Here is a 19,573-nt window from a genome sequence, read left to right as displayed (position 1 = left end):
TCCGGTCTAGACAGAAGCCATGGGTAAGAGCGATTTGCCGCCGGGCGGCGGGGACGACATTCAGCCGATCGATTTGCGGACAGCGCTGGAAGAGCGCTATCTCGCCTACGCCTTGTCGACCATCATGCACCGCGCGCTGCCCGACGTGCGCGACGGCCTCAAGCCCGTGCATCGCCGCATCATCCACGCCATGAGCGAAATGGGCGTGCGCCCCAACACCGCCTATAAAAAATGCGCCCGCATCGTCGGCGACGTCATGGGTAAATTCCATCCGCATGGCGACCAGGCGATCTATGACGCGATGGTGCGCCTGGCGCAGGATTTCGCCATCCGCTACCCCATCGTCGACGGCCAGGGCAATTTCGGCAATATCGACGGCGATAATCCGGCCGCCATGCGCTACACCGAAGCCCGCATGACCGATGTCGCCGCGCTATTGCTCGAAGGCATCGGCGAGGACGCGGTCGACTTTCGTCCGACCTACAACGAGGAAGACGAAGAGCCGATCGTTCTTCCCGGCGCCTTCCCGAACCTGCTGGCCAACGGTTCCTCCGGCATCGCGGTCGGCATGGCGACGAATATTCCGCCGCACAATGTTCACGAGATCTGCGACGCAGCCCTGCATCTGATCAAGAATCCGGAGGCCACCGTCGCCGATCTGGTCGAATTGATGCCCGGGCCCGACCTGCCGACCGGCGGGACCATCATCGAAAGCCGGGCCAGCATTCTCGACGCCTATGAGACGGGCAGGGGCGGTTTCCGCGTCCGCGCCAAGTGGAGCCAGGAAGATCTGGGGCGCGGCGGCTACCAGATCGTCATCACCGAAATTCCCTATCAGGTGCAGAAGTCGCGGTTGATCGAAAAGATCGCCGAACTGCTGATCGCCCGCAAACTGCCGCTTCTGGAAGATGTCCGCGACGAATCCGCGGAGGACGTGCGGATCGTGCTCGTGCCCAAGAGCCGGACGGTCGATGCGTCGCTGCTGATGGAATCGATGTTCCGGCTGACCGAACTCGAAAGCCGCGTGTCGTTGAACATGAACGTGCTGTCCATGGGCAAGGTGCCCAGGGTCATGTCGCTCAAGGACGTGCTGACCGAATGGCTCGCCCATCGCCGCGAAGTGCTGGTGCGCCGCTCACGCCATCGCCTGGCCGAGATCGAGCGCCGGCTGGAAGTGCTGGGCGGCTACCTGATCGCCTATCTCAATCTCGACGAGGTGATCCGCATCATCCGCGAGGAGGACGAGCCGAAGGCCGTTCTGATGTCGACTTTCAGCCTGACCGATCTGCAGGCGGAATCGATCCTCAATATGCGGCTCCGCTCGCTGCGCAAGCTCGAGGAATTCGAGATCCGCAAGGAGTTCGACGGGCTGACGGCGGAGAAGGCCGGCATCGAGGCGCTGCTGGCCTCCGAAGAGAAGCAATGGCAGACGGTCGCCTGGGATATCGGCGAGGTGAAGAAGAAATTCGCCAAGGCCACCCCGCTTGGCCGCCGCCGCACCGATTTCGCCGACGCGCCCTCGACCGATCTGGAAGCCATCGAACAGGCCCTGATCGAGAAGGAGCCGGTCACCGTCGTCGTCTCGGAAAAGGGCTGGATTCGAGCGCTCAAGGGCCATCTCGGCGATTTCTCGACGCTGCAGTTCAAGGAAGGCGACAGTCTCAAGATCGCCTTCCACGCCCAGACGACGGACAAGGTCATCGTCTTCACCACCGGCGGCAAGGCCTTCACGCTGGGAGCCGACAAACTGCCGGGCGGCCGCGGCCATGGCGAGCCGCTGCGCATCATGATCGACATGGAAAACGATCAGGACGTGCTGACCGCCTTCGTGCTGGATTCCGCGCGCAAGCTGATCGTCTCGTCGGTTCAGGGCTACGGTTTCCTGGTCAACGAGTCCGAACTCGTCGCCAACACCCGCAAGGGTAAGCAGATCCTCAACGTCGCCATGCCGGACGAGGCGAAACTCGTGGTGCACGCCAAGGGCGATCATGTCGCCATCGTCGGCGAAAATCGCAAGATGCTGGTGTTCCCGATCAGTCAACTGCCGGAAATGACCCGCGGCAAGGGCGTTCGTCTACAGCGCTACAAGGACGGCGGCGTCTCCGACATCAGGGTGTTCGACATCGAGGCCGGCCTCACCTGGGACGACAGCGCCGGCCGCAACTTCATCCGCAAAAAGGACGAGCTGGCCGAATGGTTGGCCGACCGCGCCACCGCCGGCCGCACCGTTCCCAAGGGTTTCCCGAGATCGGGCAAATTCTCCGGCTGAGCCTCGATCACGAACGCGGCCGGTCTTTCGGTCGCCGGAGGAAATCGATGCCGGACCGATCCGCAGGTCCTTGCCGGCGCGGGTCTGATCTCCCATATCAGCAGCAACGCTGAAAAGGACCGCTTTCATGACCAACGCCCTCGACCGAGACTATGCGACCGCCGCCCTGGATGGCGTGTTGAGCCGGCGTATGCTGGCTTTCGTGGTCGACTATGCGCTGATCTGCCTCTTGCTGCTGCCGGCGGCCGTGCTGGTGTTCATCCTCGGCGTGCTGACGCTGGGCCTCGCCTTCTACCTGTTTCCGGTGTTGTTCTTCGTCGTCGCCGGCCTGTATTTCGCCCTGTCGCTGTCCTCGCGCGCCCAGGCGACGCCGGGCATGAGGGTGATGGACCTCACGCTTGTCAGCGACAGCGGCAACCGCATCGATTTCACGACCGGTCTCCTGCATGTCGTCCTGTTCTGGGTGTTGAACTCGTTCCTGACGCCGCTCATCCTGCTGGTGGGCCTCTTCACCAACCGCAAGCGCCTGCTGCACGACATCGCGCTCGGCACGGTTCTGGTGCGGGCGAGCCGCCTGGGCGGGCCCCGCTACTGAGGGCGGGAACGTCCCGCGACGATTGCGCTTTTACAAGCCGGCGAACTGATCTATCTTCTGCGCCGGAGCAAATGGTGAGAATCTTCACGCAGTATGAACACGCAGGCGCATCCATCCCCGCAGTTCTTCATGACGGCGCCTGCCTCATGCCCTTATCTGCAGGGGCAGGTCGAGCGGAAGGTGTTCACGCATCTGGTCGGTCAGCGCGCGCCGGAGATGAACGACATCCTCACCCAGGGCGGCTTTCGCCGGTCTCAGAACATAGCCTATCGTCCGGCCTGCGAAAGCTGCAGGGCCTGCGTTTCGGTTCGCATCCTCGCCGACGAATTTCGCCCGACCCGCTCGATGCGCCGGGTGCTCGCGGGCAATGAGGATCTCGTCGGCCGGGAATATCCCGCCGAACCGTCGACCGAGCAGTTTTCTCTGTTTCGCAAATATCTCGACAGCCGCCACACCCAGGGCGGCATGTCCGACATGTCGGTGCTCGACTACGCGATGATGGTCGAAGATTCGCATGTCCACACCAAGATCATCGAATACCGGCTGAGGACCGAAGGCGACGGCTGGCGTTCGCCGCCATCGGGCCAGTTGGCGGCGGTCGCGCTCACCGACATGATGGCCGACGGCGTGTCGATGGTCTACTCGTTCTACGATCCCGATCTCGAGCCGCGATCGCTGGGGACCTTCATGATCCTCGATCACGTTAGGCGGACGCAGGCCAAGGGCCTGCCGCATGTCTATCTCGGCTATTGGGTCCAGGGTTCGCGCAAGATGGCCTATAAGACACGCTTCCTGCCGCAGGAACACCTTCTCAATCAGGGCTGGACGCTGTACGAGCCTCCTGCGTCCAACGAAGCCCGGTAGAATCCATGCCATTTCAATCGCTGAGCCCGCACGCCAAAGGCGTGATCATTACTTTTCTCGGCGGGTTGGCTCTGTCCTTCGACATCCCCATTCTCCGGCTGTCTGAAGGCGGCGTCTGGGCGCTGCTGTTCGTCCGCAGCATTCTGACAGTGCTGGTTGCGGTCATCGTCTGGTCGGTGATCCGGGCCAGGCGCGGCGTCGGCCCCACATTGTTTCACGACTGGCGCGGCGTGCTCGTGGCGGGTCTCTACGGCTTGTCGACGATCTTCTTTCTTTTGTCGGTGTTCAATACGTCCACGGCGAACGTGGCGTTCATCCTCGCCTTCAACCCGATGTTCGGCGCGCTCCTGTCCTGGATCTTCCTGCGCGAGCGGCCCGACGCGTCGACCTGGGCGGCGATGGCGGCGATGACCATGGGCGTGGTGATCATCGTCGGCGACGGGCTGGAAAGCGGCCATCTCTTCGGCGACCTCATGGCGGCGCTGTCGGCGCTGTCGATCGCGGGCGCCTTGACAGTCAGCCGCGCCAGTCGCCTCGATTTCGGCTTTACGCCGCTGGCCGCCGCGATCATTCCCGCCATCGTCGGCGCCGCAGTCTCCATGAAAGTGGGCTTCACCATCGAACATCCCGGCTGGATCATCTTCAACGGATTGATCCTGACGCCCTTCGCCTTCTGGGCGCTGGCGACTGGTCCGCGCTATCTGTCGGCGGCGGAGTCGGGCATGTTCTATCTCCTGGAAACCGTGCTGGCCCCGGTCTGGGTCTGGCTCATCTTCCTGGAAACGCCCACGACGGCCACGCTGGTCGGCGGCGCGATCATTCTCGCGGCGCTCGCAGCCCATTCCATTGCCTCTATCCTCCGTCAGAAGCCGGCGTCGATCCATGCGCCCTGACGAAGCGGCTCCGATCAGGTGGTGAGGATCGTCCCGGCGAAAACGAAGCCGGCGCTCTGGACGGTCTGCAGGGGCAGCGTCATTCCGCATTCGGCCTGCACCTTCGAGCGAAGCCGGCTGATCGCCGCGTCCAGCGCGCGGCTGTCCGGATCGATCGCGCCCTTGCTGACGAAATGCATCAGTTCCGCCCGAGGCACGATCGCGCCCGCCTGAGCCGAGACCATTTCCATCACCCGCATCTCGTTGCGCGTGAGATCGACCCGCTTGCCCGACGGCGCCGACAGCTGGAAATCGGTGAGACTGAGCCGCCAGGCCGCGCCGCCCGAAGACGGCGGAGACTCCGTCTTTCGGCGTTTTTTCGAAAGCGCCACAACGGCGGCGGCGAGTTCTTCGCAGTCCACAGGCTTGACCATGTAGAGATCGGCGCCGGATCTGTAGCCGCGCACCCGATCCTCGACCGCCCCCTGCACCGTCATGATGATGATGGCCGCGTTGCTGGTTTCGGACAGATGCGCGGCGACCGACAGTCCGTCGTAATGCGGAAGGTTGACGTCGAGGATCACGACGTCGAAATTGTCTCGCGCGAGCGTTTGGTAAAATTCGATCGCATTGCCCACACCCTGCGCGTCATGACCGCATTCGCCGAGATAGTCGACCAGGCTGTCGCGCAGCTCGATGTCGTCTTCCACGATCATGACTTTTGCCATAACAATATCCGGGAAATGAGAGCGATAACCCTAAAATTTACAGATAAATTCTGGGGGCGTAATAATCAATGAGATTTGCGAACTGTCTTGCCGGAAGCCTGACGGCCCTGCTGATTTACGCATCCGCCGCATTCGCCGCCGAAACCTTGACCATCGACAAGCAGTTCACCCAGCTGTCGATCGACCACGACATGCAATTCCTGATCGATCCGTCGCACGGGCTGACGCCCGCGGATCTGGAAAGGCCCGAAATCGCCGCTCGCTTCAGGCCGGCGGGCGGCGGGCTGGCGCTCGGCTATCGCAACGACACGATCTGGGTCCGCATCCTGCTCGACAACCGAGACCTGACGTCGCGAAAGCTCTTTCTCGAGCTCAAGCCGATGGTGCTCAACGATGTGGAGGTGTTCACGCCGAATCCGGGTTGGACGGCGCGAAATCGAGATTTTGCTTCCGTGATGCTCGGCGATCATCATCCGAGGCGACTGCGGCCGGTCGTCGCCACCAGCCATATCGTGCCGCTGACCGCGCCGGTCGGCGCGAGCGAAATCCTCGTTCGCGTGCGCACCAGCAGTTCGCTCGCTGTGACCGGCTGGCTGCGCACGGCCGAAACCATGATCCAGCAGGCGGCTTTCGACGCGGCCAGGTTTGCCGCCTTCGAAGCGTTGCTGGTCTTTTCGGGCGTGGCGAACCTGCTGATCTGGCGCGGTCTGAGAGAGACGCTGTTCCTGCAATACGCCGTGGCGCTCCTGGCTCTGGCGGTCAACGAGTTCTGCTACAAGGGCCTCCTGTTCGAGGAGTGGGTCGTCGGCGGAGGCGTGGTCGTCGATGCGATCGGCGGCGCCTCGAGCAGCGTCTGCCTGGGCATGGCGAGCCTTTTCGTTCGCGGCCAGACAAGGGCGGCGAAACACTTCCCCTGGCTCGCCAAAGCCCTGCTGTTTTCGGCGCTCCTGTCGGTCTTCACCTTCTTCCTCACCGTGATCGATCTCTACCAGATGATCGCGCCGCTGGTGATGGTCTCCGCCGTCATCGTCTTCGCCGCCGGCTTCTTCGGCAACGCCTGGCTGGCCTTCAAGCGCGAACCGGGCGCAGGGATCGCGACATCGGCTTTCGGGGCGCTGCTGATCGGCATGATGGTGGTGACGCTACGGCTGACCGCATTGTCCACCTATACGCACTGGTCCGACTACGCTTTCGAGATCGCGGTTCTGTTCTTCATTCTCTACATGCAGTTGTCGCTGGCGCGCCGCACCCGGCAGGCCGAAAGCGATCACGCCGTCGCCCAGGCCAGAGCGCTCGACGTCGCCCGCGCCGCTGAGAAAACCGCGGTCGAACTGGTGGAGCGGCGAACTGCCGAGTTGCGCCTGGCCAAGGAGGAAGCGGAAACGGCTCTGAAGGCGGAGCGTGACGCGCAAGCCGAGCAGGTCCGATTTCTCGACGTGATCTCGCATCAATACCGCACGCCGCTCGCGGTGGTCTCCAGCAGCGTCGCCTCGATCGCCCGCGGCCTGTCTCCCGACGACGTCGGCAATCGACAACGGATCGAACGCATCAAACGCGCGATCGGACGACTGGTGGAGCTGATCGACGTCAGCCTGCATCGCAGCCGGATAGACGGCGCCTCGGCGCGACCGCGCTTCAAGCGTCAGGATTACGCCAGGGCGATGGACGCCTTGTTTTCCATGCTGCGCGACACCTTTCCGGATCGTCGGATCCGCTACGAGCGCCGGGAGGCGGAGCGGGATCTGGAAATCGTCGTGGACCCCGATCTTCTCGCCATGGCGCTCGCCAACCTCGTCGAGAACGCGCTGAAATTTTCACCGCCGGGGGCGCCGGTGGATGTCGATGCGGAGATATCCGGCGAGATGCTCAGCCTGAGGGTGACCGATTGGGGCATCGGCGTGCCCGAGGCAGAACGGCATCTGCTCACGGAAAAGTATTTCCGCGCCTCCAACAGCGCCAATACGCAAGGCATGGGACTGGGCCTGCATATCTGCGCCACCATCGCCCGTCGCCACGGCGGCGCCTTGACGCTGTCCGACCATGCGGACGGCGGCGCCGTCGCCTTGCTGGATCTGCCCGTCGTCTGCCGCTCCGATCAGGATTTCGCGAGAATCCGCGCCGCGTCCACGGCGAAATAGGTGAGGACGCCGTCGCAGCCGGCGCGCTTGAAGCACAACAGCTGTTCCATCATCACCCGCTCGCCGTCGATCCAGCCATTGGCGGCGGCGGCCTTGACCATCGTATATTCGCCGGAGACCTGATAGGCGTAGACCGGCAGGCCGAAGGCTTCCTTGATCCGCCAGCAGATGTCGAGATAGGGCAGGCCCGGCTTGACCATCAGCATGTCGGCGCCTTCCTCCACATCGAGGGCCGCGTCGCGCAGGGCTTCGGCGCCGTTGGCGGGGTCGATGTAATAGGTCTTCTTGTCGCCCTTCAGCAGGCCGGCGGTGGAGATCGCCTCGCGATAGGGGCCGTAATGGCCCGAAGCGAATTTCGTGGCATAGGACATGATGCCGACATTCTGATGGCCGGCGGCGTCGAGACCCTTGCGGATGGCGCCGATGCGGCCGTCCATCATGTCCGACGGCGCGATGATGTCGGAACCGGCGTCGGCCTGGGCGACGGCCGCCTTGACGATCTGGTCGACCGTCTCGTCATTGACGATTTCCCCGTCGCGCAGGATGCCGTCATGGCCGTGGCTGGTGAAGGGATCGAGCGCGACGTCGGTGATGACGCCGATATTGCCGACCTTCGCCTTGATGGCTTCTGTGGCGCGGTTGATGAGGTTGTTGGCGTTGAGCGCTTCCGAACCGTGATCGTCGCGCAGGTCGAGATCGATATTGGGGAAGGTGGCCAGCGCGGGAATGCCGAGATCGGCGGCCATCTGCGCCGCCTCCACCGCCTTGTCGACGCTCAGGCGGTTGACGCCGGGCATGGCCGCGATCGGTTCGACGATACTAGCGCCCTCGACCAGAAAGATCGGCCAGATCAGATCGTCCACCGTCAGGCGATTCTCCTGGGTCAGCCGTCGCGACCAGTCGGCCTTGCGGTTGCGTCGCATGCGCCGATGTCCGGTGATGTGGTCGACGAGGTGGGTCTTGTCGGTCATGGCGGCGCCTCTCAAATCTCCGTTTGCAGGCGGGTTAGCACGAAGACAGGCCGGGCGCAAAGCGAGGACGCAGTCTCGTCTGCGGCGCATCGTCCGCGGCGTTCGAGCCGACCGCTGGCCTTTCCCCGCGGCATCGTCTAATTGTGGGACATGACCGATCTGCCGATACAAGCGCCCCGGCCGCCGCTGCCGGACCTCTTGATGACCATCTTTCTCAGGCTCGTGGCGCTGGGAACTCTGTGGTTCGCTCTGATGATCTGGGCGGATCTCATCGGCTATCACCATGGCGGGGCGGGGCGGTTCGATCTGCTCGACGCCGACATGAAGGCGGCGCGCGGCACGCTCGCCGTGCTCTATCCGGTGGCCGCCGTCGGCCTCTGGCTGCGCGGCGCCTGGGGTCCGGTCATCTGGGGCGTCGCTGCGATCATGGAGATCGGCCTCCAGCAGGCGATGCCGGGAACCTTCGAGATCGACCCGCTGAAAGTGGCGCTGGTGTCGCTGATCGCGCTGATCTACCTGCTCTTGCGGCTGTGGACGCTGCTGACGAAGCCGCCCGTGAACGAGGCGCGCTGAACGCGCTTCGGTAAGCTGATGTTCACCTTGAAACAGGCAAACGTAAACATAACCGGCCGTTAAGCATGTGATTTAAGTAGAATTTTATCGGTGCTCGCTAAGTTGGCGACATAAGGCGGGATCAAAAAAACAAGAACCGCCGGCAAACAGCGAGGCAGAAAAATGAACACCAAGCTCAAGGCTCAGGCCCCGGTCGCGGAAACTCAGGACCAGGTCATCCACAATCTCTATCTCGAAAGCGTCCATCTCGTCGAGCGCCTGCATCGTCGCCTGCTCGACGTCATCAAGGACGAATTCGACCGGTCCGGCCGCGACGACATCAACGCGGTCCAGGCTCTGCTGCTGTTCAACATCGGCACGTCCGAACTGACCGCCGGCGAACTGCGCTCGCGCGGCTACTATATGGGCTCGAACGTTTCCTACAACGTCAAGAAGCTGGTCGAACTCGGCTTCATCAACCATTCGCGCTCCCGCGTCGATCGCCGCTCGGTCCGCATTTCCCTGACGCCGAAGGGGCAGGAAATCGCCGAAACGGTCGCCAAGCTCTATCACCGCCATGTCGGCTCGATCCACAAGGTGGGCGGCATCGGTCAGGACGAGTTCAGCCAGATGAACAAGCTGCTGCAGCGTCTCGACCGTTTCTGGAACGACTCGATCATGTATCGCCTCTAAGGCGTCGTCTCAGATCTCCAGGCTGGAACCGGGCGCATTCCCTGCCGCCCGGCTTCCGGTTTTTCTGCCTTTCCGCTCCGTCCGCTAACGTTTTCTTGATTTGTCCGAGGCACAAATCGGCCACAATATCGTGACATCCCGGCCACACAGACTGGCGCGAATGGGGCGAAAGCGGTTCACGGTCTCATTTGAGGTTGCTGAGGCTTCATCGAATAGGCAAAACGTCCGCCAATCCCCATTTGTTGAGATTTTACGTCGCGCATCCCGGCGCGCAATGAAAACGAGACATCGGAAGGCGAAATAATGTCTGAAAAGTTCGATCTGGCCTCTCTCTCTCGACGCAAGTTCCTCGGCGCGGCCGCCGCTGCCGGAACTGCGGCCGTCGCGGGCCCCGCCTTGGCCGATGTCGCGATCGACGAGATCATCAATGCGCCGCGTCGCGGCAATTGGGACGACCAGTTCGACGCCAAGGCGTCGCGCACCGCCGCCGCCGTGATGTCCAACAATCCGATCTTCGGCCCGGAAGCCGCAGCCAATATCCAGCAGGCCGTCTACGATTACGAGACCATCGTGTCGAACGGGGGATGGCCGCAGGTCAATCCCGGCCAGAAGCTGCGGCTCGGCGTCAGCGATCCTTCGGTCGCCGATCTGCGCAAGCGCCTGATTATCTCGGGCGATCTGTCGCGCACCGCCGGTGTCACGTCGGCTTACGACTCGCTGGTCGAAGAAGGCGTCAAGCGCTTCCAGGCCCGTCATGGCCTGCCGCTCGACGGCGTGCTCGGCCAATACACGATCAAGGCGATGAACGTGCCGGCCGACATGCGGCTGATGCAGTTGCGCACCAATCTCGCGCGCGTCCAGGAAATCAACACCGATCTCGGTCAGCGTTATGTGATGGTCAACATTCCCGCCGCCTATATCGAGGCGGTCGAGAACAATCGCGTCGCCCAGCGTCACACCGCGATCGTCGGCCGCATCACCCGTCCGACTCATATCATCGACTCCAAGATCTATCGGGTCACGCTCAATCCCTATTGGACCGCGCCGCGTTCGATCGTCGAAAAGGACATCGTGCCGCTGATGCGCAAGGACCCGACCTATCTGACCAAGAACCAGATCCGTCTGTTCGATGGCCAGGGCACGGAGGTCGATCCGACCACAATCGACTGGTTCGCCGACAAGGCCCCGAACCTGATGTTCCGTCAGGACCCGGGCAAGATCAACGCCATGGCGTCGACCAAGATCGAGTTTCACAATCCGCACGGCGAATATATGCACGACACGCCGCAGCAGGGCCTGTTCAACAAGCTGTCGCGCTTCGAATCTTCGGGCTGCGTGCGCGTCCAGAACGTCCGCGACCTGACGACCTGGCTGCTGCGCGATACGCCCGGCTGGTCGCGCCAGCAGATCGAAGCGACGATCAAGGCCGGCAAGAACAATCCAATCCCGCTTCAGAGCGAAGTGCCGATCTATTTCAAATATGTGACCGCCTGGTCCGCCCGCGACCGCATCGTGCAGTTCCGCGACGACATCTACCAGATGGACGGCGCTCAGGAACTGGCGCTGCAGACCGGCCTCAACCAGGAGCCCGTGGTCGCCAACTGATCCGGTCTCCATGTTCGATACATGGACTCGAACTGCAAAGTCCGACTGGCGACAGTCGGACTTTTTTGTTGGAATGACGGCGCCCGTACCGATTGACGCGATCTCAGCCGTATAGAGCGCGTGCCTTGGTCAATCGAGAAGGCCGAAGATCGCCTGCGCCAGTTCAGAACTCGCATAGGGCTTGCGTATGACTGGGACGTCCTGGAATTGCTCCGGAATCACGCCGCCGTCGCCGTAACCGGTCGCGAACAGGAACGGAACGTTCATCCGCCTCAGCGCCGCCGCGATGGGGATCGACGTCTCGTCGCCGAGGTTGACGTCGAGCACGGCCACGGTGGGATGAAACCGGTCCAGCATCGACAGGGCTTCCGTCACCGAACTCGCCGTCCGAAAGTTGCGGAGACCTTCGGTGGACAGCATCATTTCCGCGTCCATCGCAATCAACATCTGATCTTCGACGAGAAAGATGGCGACATCGGTCGGTTGCGCGGACTTTCGGTTCGGCTGTCCGCCCGCACTTCGGTGGGGCGCCGATTCTTCGTTCGCCGGATCCGCCAGGGCGATGTGCCGCGAGGGGATCATGAATTCTGCTTCCAGCCCGGTCGGCAGATAGTCGAGCGACGCCTTGCCGCCGAGTTCATGGGGAATGCTGCGGGAAATGAGAACCGAGCCGAAGCCTTTGCGCGTGGGCGGAATGACATAGGGTCCGCCGCTTTCTTCCCAGAATATCTCGCAATTGTTGTCCTGGTCGATTTGCCAGCGCACCGCGAGCTGTCCGGACGGGACGGACAAGGCGCCGTATTTCGCCGCATTGGTGGCGAGTTCATGAAAGACCAGCGCCAGGACGGAATAGGTGCTGTTGTCGACCCAGACGGCCGGGCCGGACAAGGACACCGTCGCGCTCTGTTCGTCATAGGGCTTGAGCTCGGCGGCCAACAAGGTGCGGATCAGACCGCCGCCGTCGCCACGGACGATCTGGTCATGCGCGACCGCCAGGGCTTGTATCCGGCCGCGAAGCGTTTCCAGATACTCCTCGATCGTAGACGCGTTGAAGCTCCCTTGGCCGATCAGCGACTTGATCACCGCGAGAATATTCTTGACGCGATGGTTGAGCTCTTCGTTCAGCATACGCTGACGCAGGTCGGCTCGACCGCGTTCCTCCGCGATGATCTCATTGTGTCGGAGCACGATCTCGACCAGGGCCGACCTGATCACTTCCCCGACTTCATGCTGTGTTTCCGTCCATTTCCGCGATTGGAGCCGGACGGTTTCTTTCCAGATCGCGAAGCTCTTGCGCGGCGTGAGCCGTTCGCCGAGCGGCCCGCTCGAATAGGCCTTGTTGGGATTTCCCGCCCAGTTCAGCGTGTGTTCGAATTCGCGGCGGAAGAACAGCAGGCAGTCCCTGGTGTGTTGCGACAGCGGGACCATCATCACGCCGGCGGCCAGGGGCGTCTGCTCGATGCCGAGCGTCTCGCTGGCGATATGTGTGCTCCAGACGCGAGAGCCGCCTCTCGCCCCTGCGGCCGAGGCAATGTTCTGGATCGTCTCGACGGGGGGACAGAGCCCATATGTGCAAAGGCTGCCGTTCATGACCAGAGCCATTCCGTCGCTCGGGATCATGCTGGCGAAATCGGCCAGGTAATTGCGCAGGAGATCGAACAGTTCGGTGTGGAGGGGCGCTTCCTGCAACAGGCGGTCGAGAGCCTTGCGGGTGGTGTTGGCGGCCATGAGCCGGCGTTTCTGGCGCAGCACGTCCAGCTGGATCGAAAAGAGTTCGCCAAACACCTCGACTGCGGCGCGTTCGGCCATGTCGAGATATTTCGGCGAGTAGTGATGGCAGGCAACGAGCCCCCAGAGCGCGTCGTCGATGATGATGGAGATCGACATGGAGGCGGAGACGCCCATATTGCGCAGATACTCACAATGGATGGGCGAGACGCTGCGCAGATGCGCGAGAGAGAGGTCGAGCGGGCCCAGATCCGGCCGATTGGCCTGAATGATCGGCGCACGCGCGCCATCCGCATTGGAGATGATCCGGATCGTGCTTTTGAGATAGAGGATGCGCGCCTGCTGCGGGATATCGGAGGCCGGAAAGAACTGGCCCATGAAACTCTCGAGATGCGCGGCCTTCGACTCCGCGATGACCTGTCCCGATCCCTCCGGTTCGAAGCGGTAGATCATCACCCGGTCGTAGCCCAGCGTCGCCCGGATCAGTCTCGCCGCCTTGCGCGCCAGCGCATCGACGGTATCGGGCTGGCCGATGCGGCTCGTAATGCTGCGGATGAGGTCGATCGGTTGCCGCTGTTGAACGACTTTCGGTTCGAACTCGATCAGCGTCTCCTCGCCTGAGCGGTGGATGCTGACATCGAAACGGTCGTCGCCGATGGCCATGTCGAAGAACAGCGCCGGGCGATTGGTCATCTGCGCGGCGGCGAGGCCGTTTCGGAAGTGATGGCCGTTTTCGCGGCCGACGATCTGGTCGAGAGGATTTCCCAACAGGCGCCGATCCTCATTGAGCCGCAATATGTCGACGGCATTGCTCGAATGGCGGCTGACGACATCCAGATTGCCGTCGCACACGATCAATGCGCCATGTGTCTGAATGCTGCCGGGAATGTGGATCGGTTCTCGATCGCAATTGGAGAGATCGACCTGCATCATGTGCGTGCGGCCTTGAAGGTCTGGATTGCGATCGTGAACATCGTTTTTGCCGAGCTTGCCGCCGCGCGCCAATCTTTTTCATCGGAGGCATCGAGGAGTGACTGAAGTTTGGACCAGGAACGGTCCGTGCTGGTCTGGGCGTGGAGGTGACGGGCGCCCCAGTCGGCGCGGAATCCGAGATCCTGTGCCCGCTTATAAAGCAGACGCGCCCCGAGTGTGGAGCCTTCGATGACATACATTGCCCCGAGAATCGATGCCGGCGCGATTTCTGCGTCAATCTTGCAAGGATGTTCGACCGGTTCGATGTCGAGATCCTGCATGTCAGCCACGGCATGGTGATAGATGAATGTCGGCTTAAAGCCGGCAAACGTCTCACTGGCTCCAGCTCGCCGCATGGCCGGCTCCACGACCGCCCTGAATGCGCCGACTCCGCGCAGATAGACGCGGTAGCGCTCGGCGTTGTCGAACGATCCGATGCCTTGGTCCAGTTCCTGGTGCAGGTCGTGCGTTTGTCGGCGCAAATATGTGCGCAGGGATGCCGTTGTCATGCAGATGTCAGTATGTCCGCCCCACCAGTTAGTCAGCGCAACGTCCGGTGTCCGGAACGGTTCCATCTTTTCTTGGCCTCACTGCCTCGAAACCGGATTCGAGCGCAGCATTTCGTTCGTCGCCGACGTCTTGCATAAGTGACGCTATGATGTCGACGATTTCATATACTGCCCTGTTTTCGGGAATATTGCGACTGATATTGGCTTTCAACTCATCGAACCGCAACAGCATGTCTTCTGCGGCGGCCGCAAGATCGCGCCTGAAACTCTTGACCACCAATCCAACGCCGTTGTCGCGGATCCAGTCGAGATTGGGCCGCTCCTGCGGCATGGTCGAGGCGTTGCCTTCGACGATCACCGGGCGCCCGAGATGCACAGCCTCGCTGATGCTGCCGGGGCCGGGTTTGCCGATCAGGAAATCGGCGAGCCGGAGATAGTCGGGCACGGTCTGCACGAAGCCGACGGCGCAGCAGTTCGGCCGCCCCTGCAGCGCCTTCTTGAGCGCGGCGTTCTTGCCGCACATCACGATCGACTGGATGCCCGAAGGCGATTTGTCGAGCTGTTCGAGAATGGTCATCGTCGCCCGTCGCGCGCCGTTGCCGCCGAACATGATCATCGCGGTAGGACGACCCTCGGCAAGGCCGAGATCGCTGCGCGTCAGCGCATGCGGGGCGGGCGGCAGGTAGAATTGCTCCTTCAGGATCATGCCCGAGACTTCGTGGATATCCGTCTCGCGATAGAAGCCTGTCGCGCGGGCCTGATCAGCGGCTTTCGGCGTCCCGCAAACGATGGACTGCGCCTGATCCTCCATCCAGAAATGCGGCGGCACGTCGACCAGATCGGTAATGACGGTGAGATAGGGAATGGAGGCGTCGACCGTCTGCAGCGCCCGATGCATGACGCGGTTGAAGTTGGGAATGACCGAAATCACCAGATCCGGCCGCGGCTCCACCCGCCAGCGCTCGACGAGCAGGCGTTCGATCTCGGCGGAGAAGCGACGGATGAAGCCCTGCAGGATCGGCAGGATCGTGCCGAGCCCGCGCGTTGCGCCGCGCTTGAGCGCATTGTTGTAGATGTCCTGCGCCTGGATCGGCGCGATCGGCAGGCGAGGGGCGACCGGAAGCAGGATCTTCTTGAGCGAGCCGGTGATCTTCTGCGTCAGCCGATGGACGGGGTCGATCGGTTCGAGCAGCTTCTGCAGATCGACGGGAACGACGGTCCAATCCGAATGCGTCTTCTCGATCAGCTTGCTCAGCGCCGTCATCGCATTGCGATGGCCGCCGCCGGCGTCGAAATAAAAGATTTCGATGCGGCGGGCTTTTGGAGGCGCGTCTGTCGTCACGGGAAATCCCCTGGATGAAAGTGCGCGCACCATTTGCGGAAAGGATCCTGCTGTCAAGGCGGTCGCGAAAGCCGCGAAACCGTCGCGGAGCGGCGGCTGCGGCGCAAGCATGGCATTCGCCGCCGCAATCCGTCTTGCCCCGGCCCGCCGCAATCGCTAAGACCGTGGCAGCCCGAAACCCGCGGCTCGCCGGCGATGAACCGGTCCGGCGGAACGACGGTATAAGGTCATCCCGAGCCCAAGAAAGACGAGACAGACATGAGCGCGAACGACGCCTTTTTCACCCGTAGTCTTGCCGATTCCGATCCCGATATCTTCGGCGCGATCGAGAAGGAACTCGGCCGTCAACGCCATGAGATCGAACTGATCGCCTCCGAAAACATCGTCTCCCGCGCCGTTCTCGAGGCGCAGGGCTCGATCATGACCAACAAATATGCCGAAGGCTATCCGGGCAAGCGCTATTACGGCGGCTGCCAGTTCGTCGACATCGCAGAAGAACTCGCCATCGAGCGCGCCAAGAAGCTGTTCGGCGTCAACTTCGCCAACGTCCAGCCGAATTCCGGTTCGCAGATGAACCAGGCCGTGTTCCTGGCGCTCCTGCAGCCCGGCGACACCTTCATGGGCCTCGACCTCAATTCGGGTGGCCACCTGACCCACGGCTCGCCGGTCAACATGTCCGGCAAGTGGTTCAACGTCGTCTCCTATGGCGTGCGTGAAGAAGACCACCAGCTCGACATGGAAGACGTCGCCCGCAAGGCCGAGCAGCACAAGCCCAAGCTGATCATCGCCGGCGGCACCGCCTATTCCCGCATCTGGGACTGGAAGCGCTTCCGCGAAATCGCCGATTCGGTCGGCGCTTATCTGATGGTCGACATGGCCCATATCGCCGGCCTCGTGGCGGGCGGCCAGCATCCGTCGCCGTTCCCGCATTGCCATGTCGCGACCTCGACGACCCACAAGTCGCTGCGCGGCCCGCGCGGCGGCATGATCCTCACCAATGACGAGGATCTGGCTAAGAAGTTCAATTCGGCCGTTTTCCCGGGCTTGCAGGGCGGTCCGCTGATGCATGTCATCGCCGCCAAGGCCGTCGCCTTCGGGGAAGCGCTGAAGCCGGAATTCAAGGACTACGCCGCCCAGGTGGTCAAGAACGCCAAGACCCTGGCCGAGACGCTGATCGGCCACAATCTCGACATCGTCTCCGGCGGCACCGACAACCATCTGATGCTGGTCGATCTGCGCAAGAAGAACGCCACCGGCAAGCGCGCCGAGGCGGCTCTCGGCCGCGCCTATGTGACCTGCAACAAGAATGGCATTCCCTTCGATCCGGAGAAGCCTTTCGTCACCTCGGGCGTTCGCCTGGGCACGCCGGCCGGCACCACCCGCGGCTTCAAGGAAGCCGAATTCAAGGAAATCGGCAACCTGATCGTCGAAGTGCTTGACGGCCTGAAGGTCGCCAATTCCGACGAAGGCAACGCCGCCGTCGAAGCCTCGGTGCGCGGCAAGGTGGTTGAACTCACCAACCGCTTCCCGATGTATCCCTATATGTAAGACGGTCCGGCGAAGGTCGAACTGCGCAAACCCTCTCCGCTCGCGGGGAGGGTTTTTTCATGTCCGGTTCGCCTGTGAGATGACGCCTTCGGGCGCGGATGTTAGACTTGCCTGAAACAGGGGGCGAGCGTGGACCTGAATTCGATCGAACTGAACACATCGCGCGGGCCGACCTTGAGGACGCGCCTGTCCGCCCTCTGGGCCGAGCGTCCGTGGAACACGCGCATCGCCGAAGAGAAAATGGCCGCGAGCAATCCGCATCTCGCCGAAGCGCTGCGCATCGAAAAGATGGAGGGGCAGCGCATCGCCACATGGGCGCGAACCGTCGCGCTTGCGATCACCGCCGTGCTGCTCGTCTACGTCAACCCTCGCGTCGAGGTGCTCTATTACGAGGTTCTGCTGCTCATCTTTGTGCTGATCGGCATGGCGCAGCTGCGGGTCGCCAAAGTCGGCCAGTCGCATCTCGAGATGGCGCTGATCATGGCCGATATTCTGCTCCTGACGCTGACCTTGACGGTTCCCAACCCCTTCGCCGCCGAGCAGTGGCCGACAGCCTTTCAATTTCGCTTCGACGGCTTCGTCTATTTCTTCATTTTCCTGGCCGGGGGATCGCTGGCCTACAGCTGGCGCACGGTCCACAGCATCGGTGTGGCCGCTGCTCTGATCTGGCTGGCGGGCGTGGTCGCGGTCATGCTGTTCGGGACGGTCGATCCGGAACTGTCCGACCGGGTGAGGAGCGCGCTGGTCGGCTACGACCGCGTCTTCGCCACGCTTGATCCCAACAGCGTCGAATTCCACAATCGGGTGCAGGAAGCGGTGGTGATTGTGCTCGTCGCCTATATTCTCGGCCTCAAATCGCAGCGGATGAGCAAGCTGCTCATCCGCCAGGCGGGCCTGGCCTCCGAACGCGCCAATCTCTCCCGCTATTTCGCGCCGTCGATGGTCGAGGAGCTGGCGCACAGAAATCAGCCGATGGGCGGCGTGCGATCCCAGAATGTCGCGGTGCTCTTCGCCGATATCGTCGGCTTCACGCGCTTCGCCGAAGGGCGCAGTCCGGACGACGTCATCGCCATGCTCCGGGATTTTCACGCGGCGCTCGAAGAAGAGGTGTTCTCCCATCACGGCACGCTCGACAAATTCATGGGCGACGGGCTGATGGCGAGCTTCGGCACGCCGCAAACCTCGCCCGATGACGCCGGCAACGCCATTGCCGCCGCCTTCGCCATGCAGGACAGGATCGTGGCTCTCAATGAAGGGCGGATCCGGCGCGGGCTGGAGCCGATCCGGCTGTCCGTCGGCGTGCATTATGGTCCGGTCATCCTGGGGGATGTCGGCAACAACAGGCGCATGGAGTTCGCCATGCTCGGCGATACCGTCAACGTCGCCTCGCGGCTGGAAGCGGCCACCCGCGCGCTGTCCTGCCGCATCGTCTTCAGCAGCGCCGTCATGGAGGCGGTGAGCGATCAGGCCATGCGAGACGGCTATCGCAGCCGCATGCAGTTTCATCAGGGCCTGGTCCTCAAAGGACGCAGCGAGGCGGCGGATGTCTGGACGGCGTGATCGGCGACGAGGCCGCGTCCGTTGCACACAGTGTTGACCACCGCTTCCTGCGCGTTGGTCGCGCTTGCCCCTTGTCGCCGGGCGCTCGGACCGCTATCTCGGGACTGCGTCGCCTCCGACGCACAAGATGATGAGTGAAGTGACATGCGCTGCCCGTTCTGCAATTCCGAAGACACGCAGGTGAAGGATTCCCGTCCTGCCGAGGACGGCTCCTCGATCCGCCGCCGGCGCATCTGCCCCGATTGCGGCGGGCGCTTCACCACCTTCGAGCGCGTGCAGTTGCGCGAATTGATGGTGGTCAAGAAGTCGGGCCGCAAGGCGCCGTTCGAGCGCGAGAAACTGGTGCGCTCCTTCGACATCGCGCTTCGCAAGCGGCCCGTCGATCGCGACCGCATCGAGCGCGCCGTCTCCGGCATCATTCGACGCCTCGAAAGCTCGGGCGAAAACGAAATCAGCTCCGAGGATCTCGGCTTGCAGGTGCTGGAGGCGCTGAAGAGCCTCGATGACGTGGCCTTCGTGCGTTACGCCTCGGTCTATCGCGATTTCACCCATATCGAGGATTTTTCCGCCGCAATCGCCCAGATCACCGCCAAGATCGCCCGCGATCCCGCCGAGGACCGCTGACCC

At 62.6% G+C, this 19,573-nt stretch carries 16 protein-coding genes; 11 read left to right on the top strand and 5 right to left on the bottom strand.

The genetic code is table 11. From position 1 onward, the window contains the following. Positions 1-19: 19 nt before the first annotated feature. From parC to OCK01_RS07220, 4 genes are all read left to right on the top strand, one after another. On the top strand, positions 20-2,269 hold the full coding sequence (gene parC / locus OCK01_RS07235; RefSeq protein ID WP_182826647.1) for a DNA topoisomerase IV subunit A: 2,250 nt from the start codon (positions 20-22) through the stop codon (positions 2,267-2,269). Positions 2,270-2,396: 127 nt separating this feature from the next. Beyond that, entirely contained in the window at positions 2,397-2,864 is a 468-nt protein-coding gene (locus OCK01_RS07230; protein ID WP_182826646.1) for an RDD family protein, read from the top strand. A gap of 93 nt (positions 2,865-2,957) precedes the next feature. Further along, positions 2,958-3,728 carry an arginyltransferase gene (locus OCK01_RS07225; protein ID WP_263823522.1) on the top strand — a complete coding sequence of 257 codons (771 nt, stop codon included), beginning with the start codon at positions 2,958-2,960 and terminating at the stop codon, positions 3,726-3,728. Between the two features lie 5 nt (positions 3,729-3,733). Then, positions 3,734-4,621 (top strand): DMT family transporter, encoded by an 888-nt coding sequence (locus OCK01_RS07220; protein WP_263823521.1) that lies wholly within the window; start codon positions 3,734-3,736, stop codon positions 4,619-4,621. A gap of 14 nt (positions 4,622-4,635) precedes the next feature. On the opposite strand, the gene OCK01_RS07215 is transcribed toward OCK01_RS07220, so the two are convergent. Continuing rightward, a complete protein-coding gene (locus OCK01_RS07215; protein ID WP_263823520.1) occupies positions 4,636-5,328 on the bottom strand; it encodes a response regulator transcription factor in 693 nt (230 codons plus the stop codon). A gap of 68 nt (positions 5,329-5,396) precedes the next feature. Between OCK01_RS07215 and OCK01_RS07210 the strand changes: the two genes are divergently transcribed. Beyond that, positions 5,397-7,466, top strand: coding sequence for a sensor histidine kinase (locus OCK01_RS07210; RefSeq protein ID WP_263823519.1), 2,070 nt, complete (start codon positions 5,397-5,399; stop codon positions 7,464-7,466). On the opposite strand, the gene hemB is transcribed toward OCK01_RS07210, so the two are convergent. After that, positions 7,424-8,437 (bottom strand): porphobilinogen synthase, encoded by a 1,014-nt coding sequence (gene hemB, locus OCK01_RS07205; RefSeq protein WP_263823518.1) that lies wholly within the window; start codon positions 8,435-8,437, stop codon positions 7,424-7,426. The two genes, OCK01_RS07210 and hemB, sit on opposite strands and share 43 nt — an antisense overlap. A gap of 201 nt (positions 8,438-8,638) precedes the next feature. On the opposite strand from hemB, the gene OCK01_RS07200 reads away from it, so the two are divergent. The 3 genes from OCK01_RS07200 (at position 8,639) to OCK01_RS07190 (ending at position 11,287) form a co-directional block, all read left to right on the top strand. Then, a complete protein-coding gene (locus OCK01_RS07200; protein ID WP_246697287.1) occupies positions 8,639-9,010 on the top strand; it encodes a DUF6163 family protein in 372 nt (123 codons plus the stop codon). 162 nt (positions 9,011-9,172) lie between these two features. Beyond that, positions 9,173-9,682, top strand: coding sequence for a transcriptional regulator LdtR (ldtR, locus tag OCK01_RS07195; RefSeq protein WP_182826639.1), 510 nt, complete (start codon positions 9,173-9,175; stop codon positions 9,680-9,682). Positions 9,683-9,985: 303 nt separating this feature from the next. Beyond that, positions 9,986-11,287: a L,D-transpeptidase family protein gene (locus OCK01_RS07190; RefSeq protein ID WP_263823517.1), complete on the top strand. Its 1,302-nt coding sequence runs from the start codon at positions 9,986-9,988 to the stop codon at positions 11,285-11,287. A 129-nt stretch (positions 11,288-11,416) separates the two neighbouring features. Here the strand turns inward: OCK01_RS07190 and OCK01_RS07185 are convergent, their stop codons facing one another. From OCK01_RS07185 to OCK01_RS07175, 3 genes are read right to left on the bottom strand one after another with little or no spacing between them, the layout of a single operon-like run. Continuing rightward, a complete protein-coding gene (locus OCK01_RS07185; protein WP_263823516.1) occupies positions 11,417-13,948 on the bottom strand; it encodes an HWE histidine kinase domain-containing protein in 2,532 nt (843 codons plus the stop codon). Then, positions 13,945-14,496 carry a biliverdin-producing heme oxygenase gene (locus tag OCK01_RS07180; protein WP_263823515.1) on the bottom strand — a complete coding sequence of 184 codons (552 nt, stop codon included), beginning with the start codon at positions 14,494-14,496 and terminating at the stop codon, positions 13,945-13,947. The genes OCK01_RS07185 and OCK01_RS07180 overlap by 4 nt, the downstream gene beginning before the upstream one ends. A 28-nt stretch (positions 14,497-14,524) precedes the next feature. Next, positions 14,525-15,838, bottom strand: a complete 1,314-nt coding sequence (locus tag OCK01_RS07175; RefSeq protein WP_263823514.1) for a glycosyltransferase — start codon at positions 15,836-15,838, stop codon at positions 14,525-14,527. Between the two features lie 258 nt (positions 15,839-16,096). On the opposite strand from OCK01_RS07175, the gene glyA reads away from it, so the two are divergent. The 3 genes from glyA (at position 16,097) to nrdR (ending at position 19,570) form a co-directional block, all read left to right on the top strand. Further along, positions 16,097-17,386 (top strand): serine hydroxymethyltransferase, encoded by a 1,290-nt coding sequence (gene glyA / locus OCK01_RS07170; RefSeq protein ID WP_182826635.1) that lies wholly within the window; start codon positions 16,097-16,099, stop codon positions 17,384-17,386. Between the two features lie 129 nt (positions 17,387-17,515). Beyond that, a complete protein-coding gene (locus tag OCK01_RS07165; protein WP_263823513.1) occupies positions 17,516-18,946 on the top strand; it encodes an adenylate/guanylate cyclase domain-containing protein in 1,431 nt (476 codons plus the stop codon). A gap of 144 nt (positions 18,947-19,090) precedes the next feature. After that, on the top strand, positions 19,091-19,570 hold the full coding sequence (gene nrdR, locus OCK01_RS07160) for a transcriptional regulator NrdR (RefSeq protein ID WP_137158238.1): 480 nt from the start codon (positions 19,091-19,093) through the stop codon (positions 19,568-19,570). Positions 19,571-19,573 lie beyond the last annotated feature (3 nt).

The organism is Rhizobium sp. TRM95796, assembly GCF_025779995.1.
Lineage (GTDB): Bacteria > Pseudomonadota > Alphaproteobacteria > Rhizobiales > Rhizobiaceae > Rhizobium_E.
Note: the sequence above shows the minus strand (reverse complement) of the source record. Positions and strands in the feature narration are given on the sequence as shown.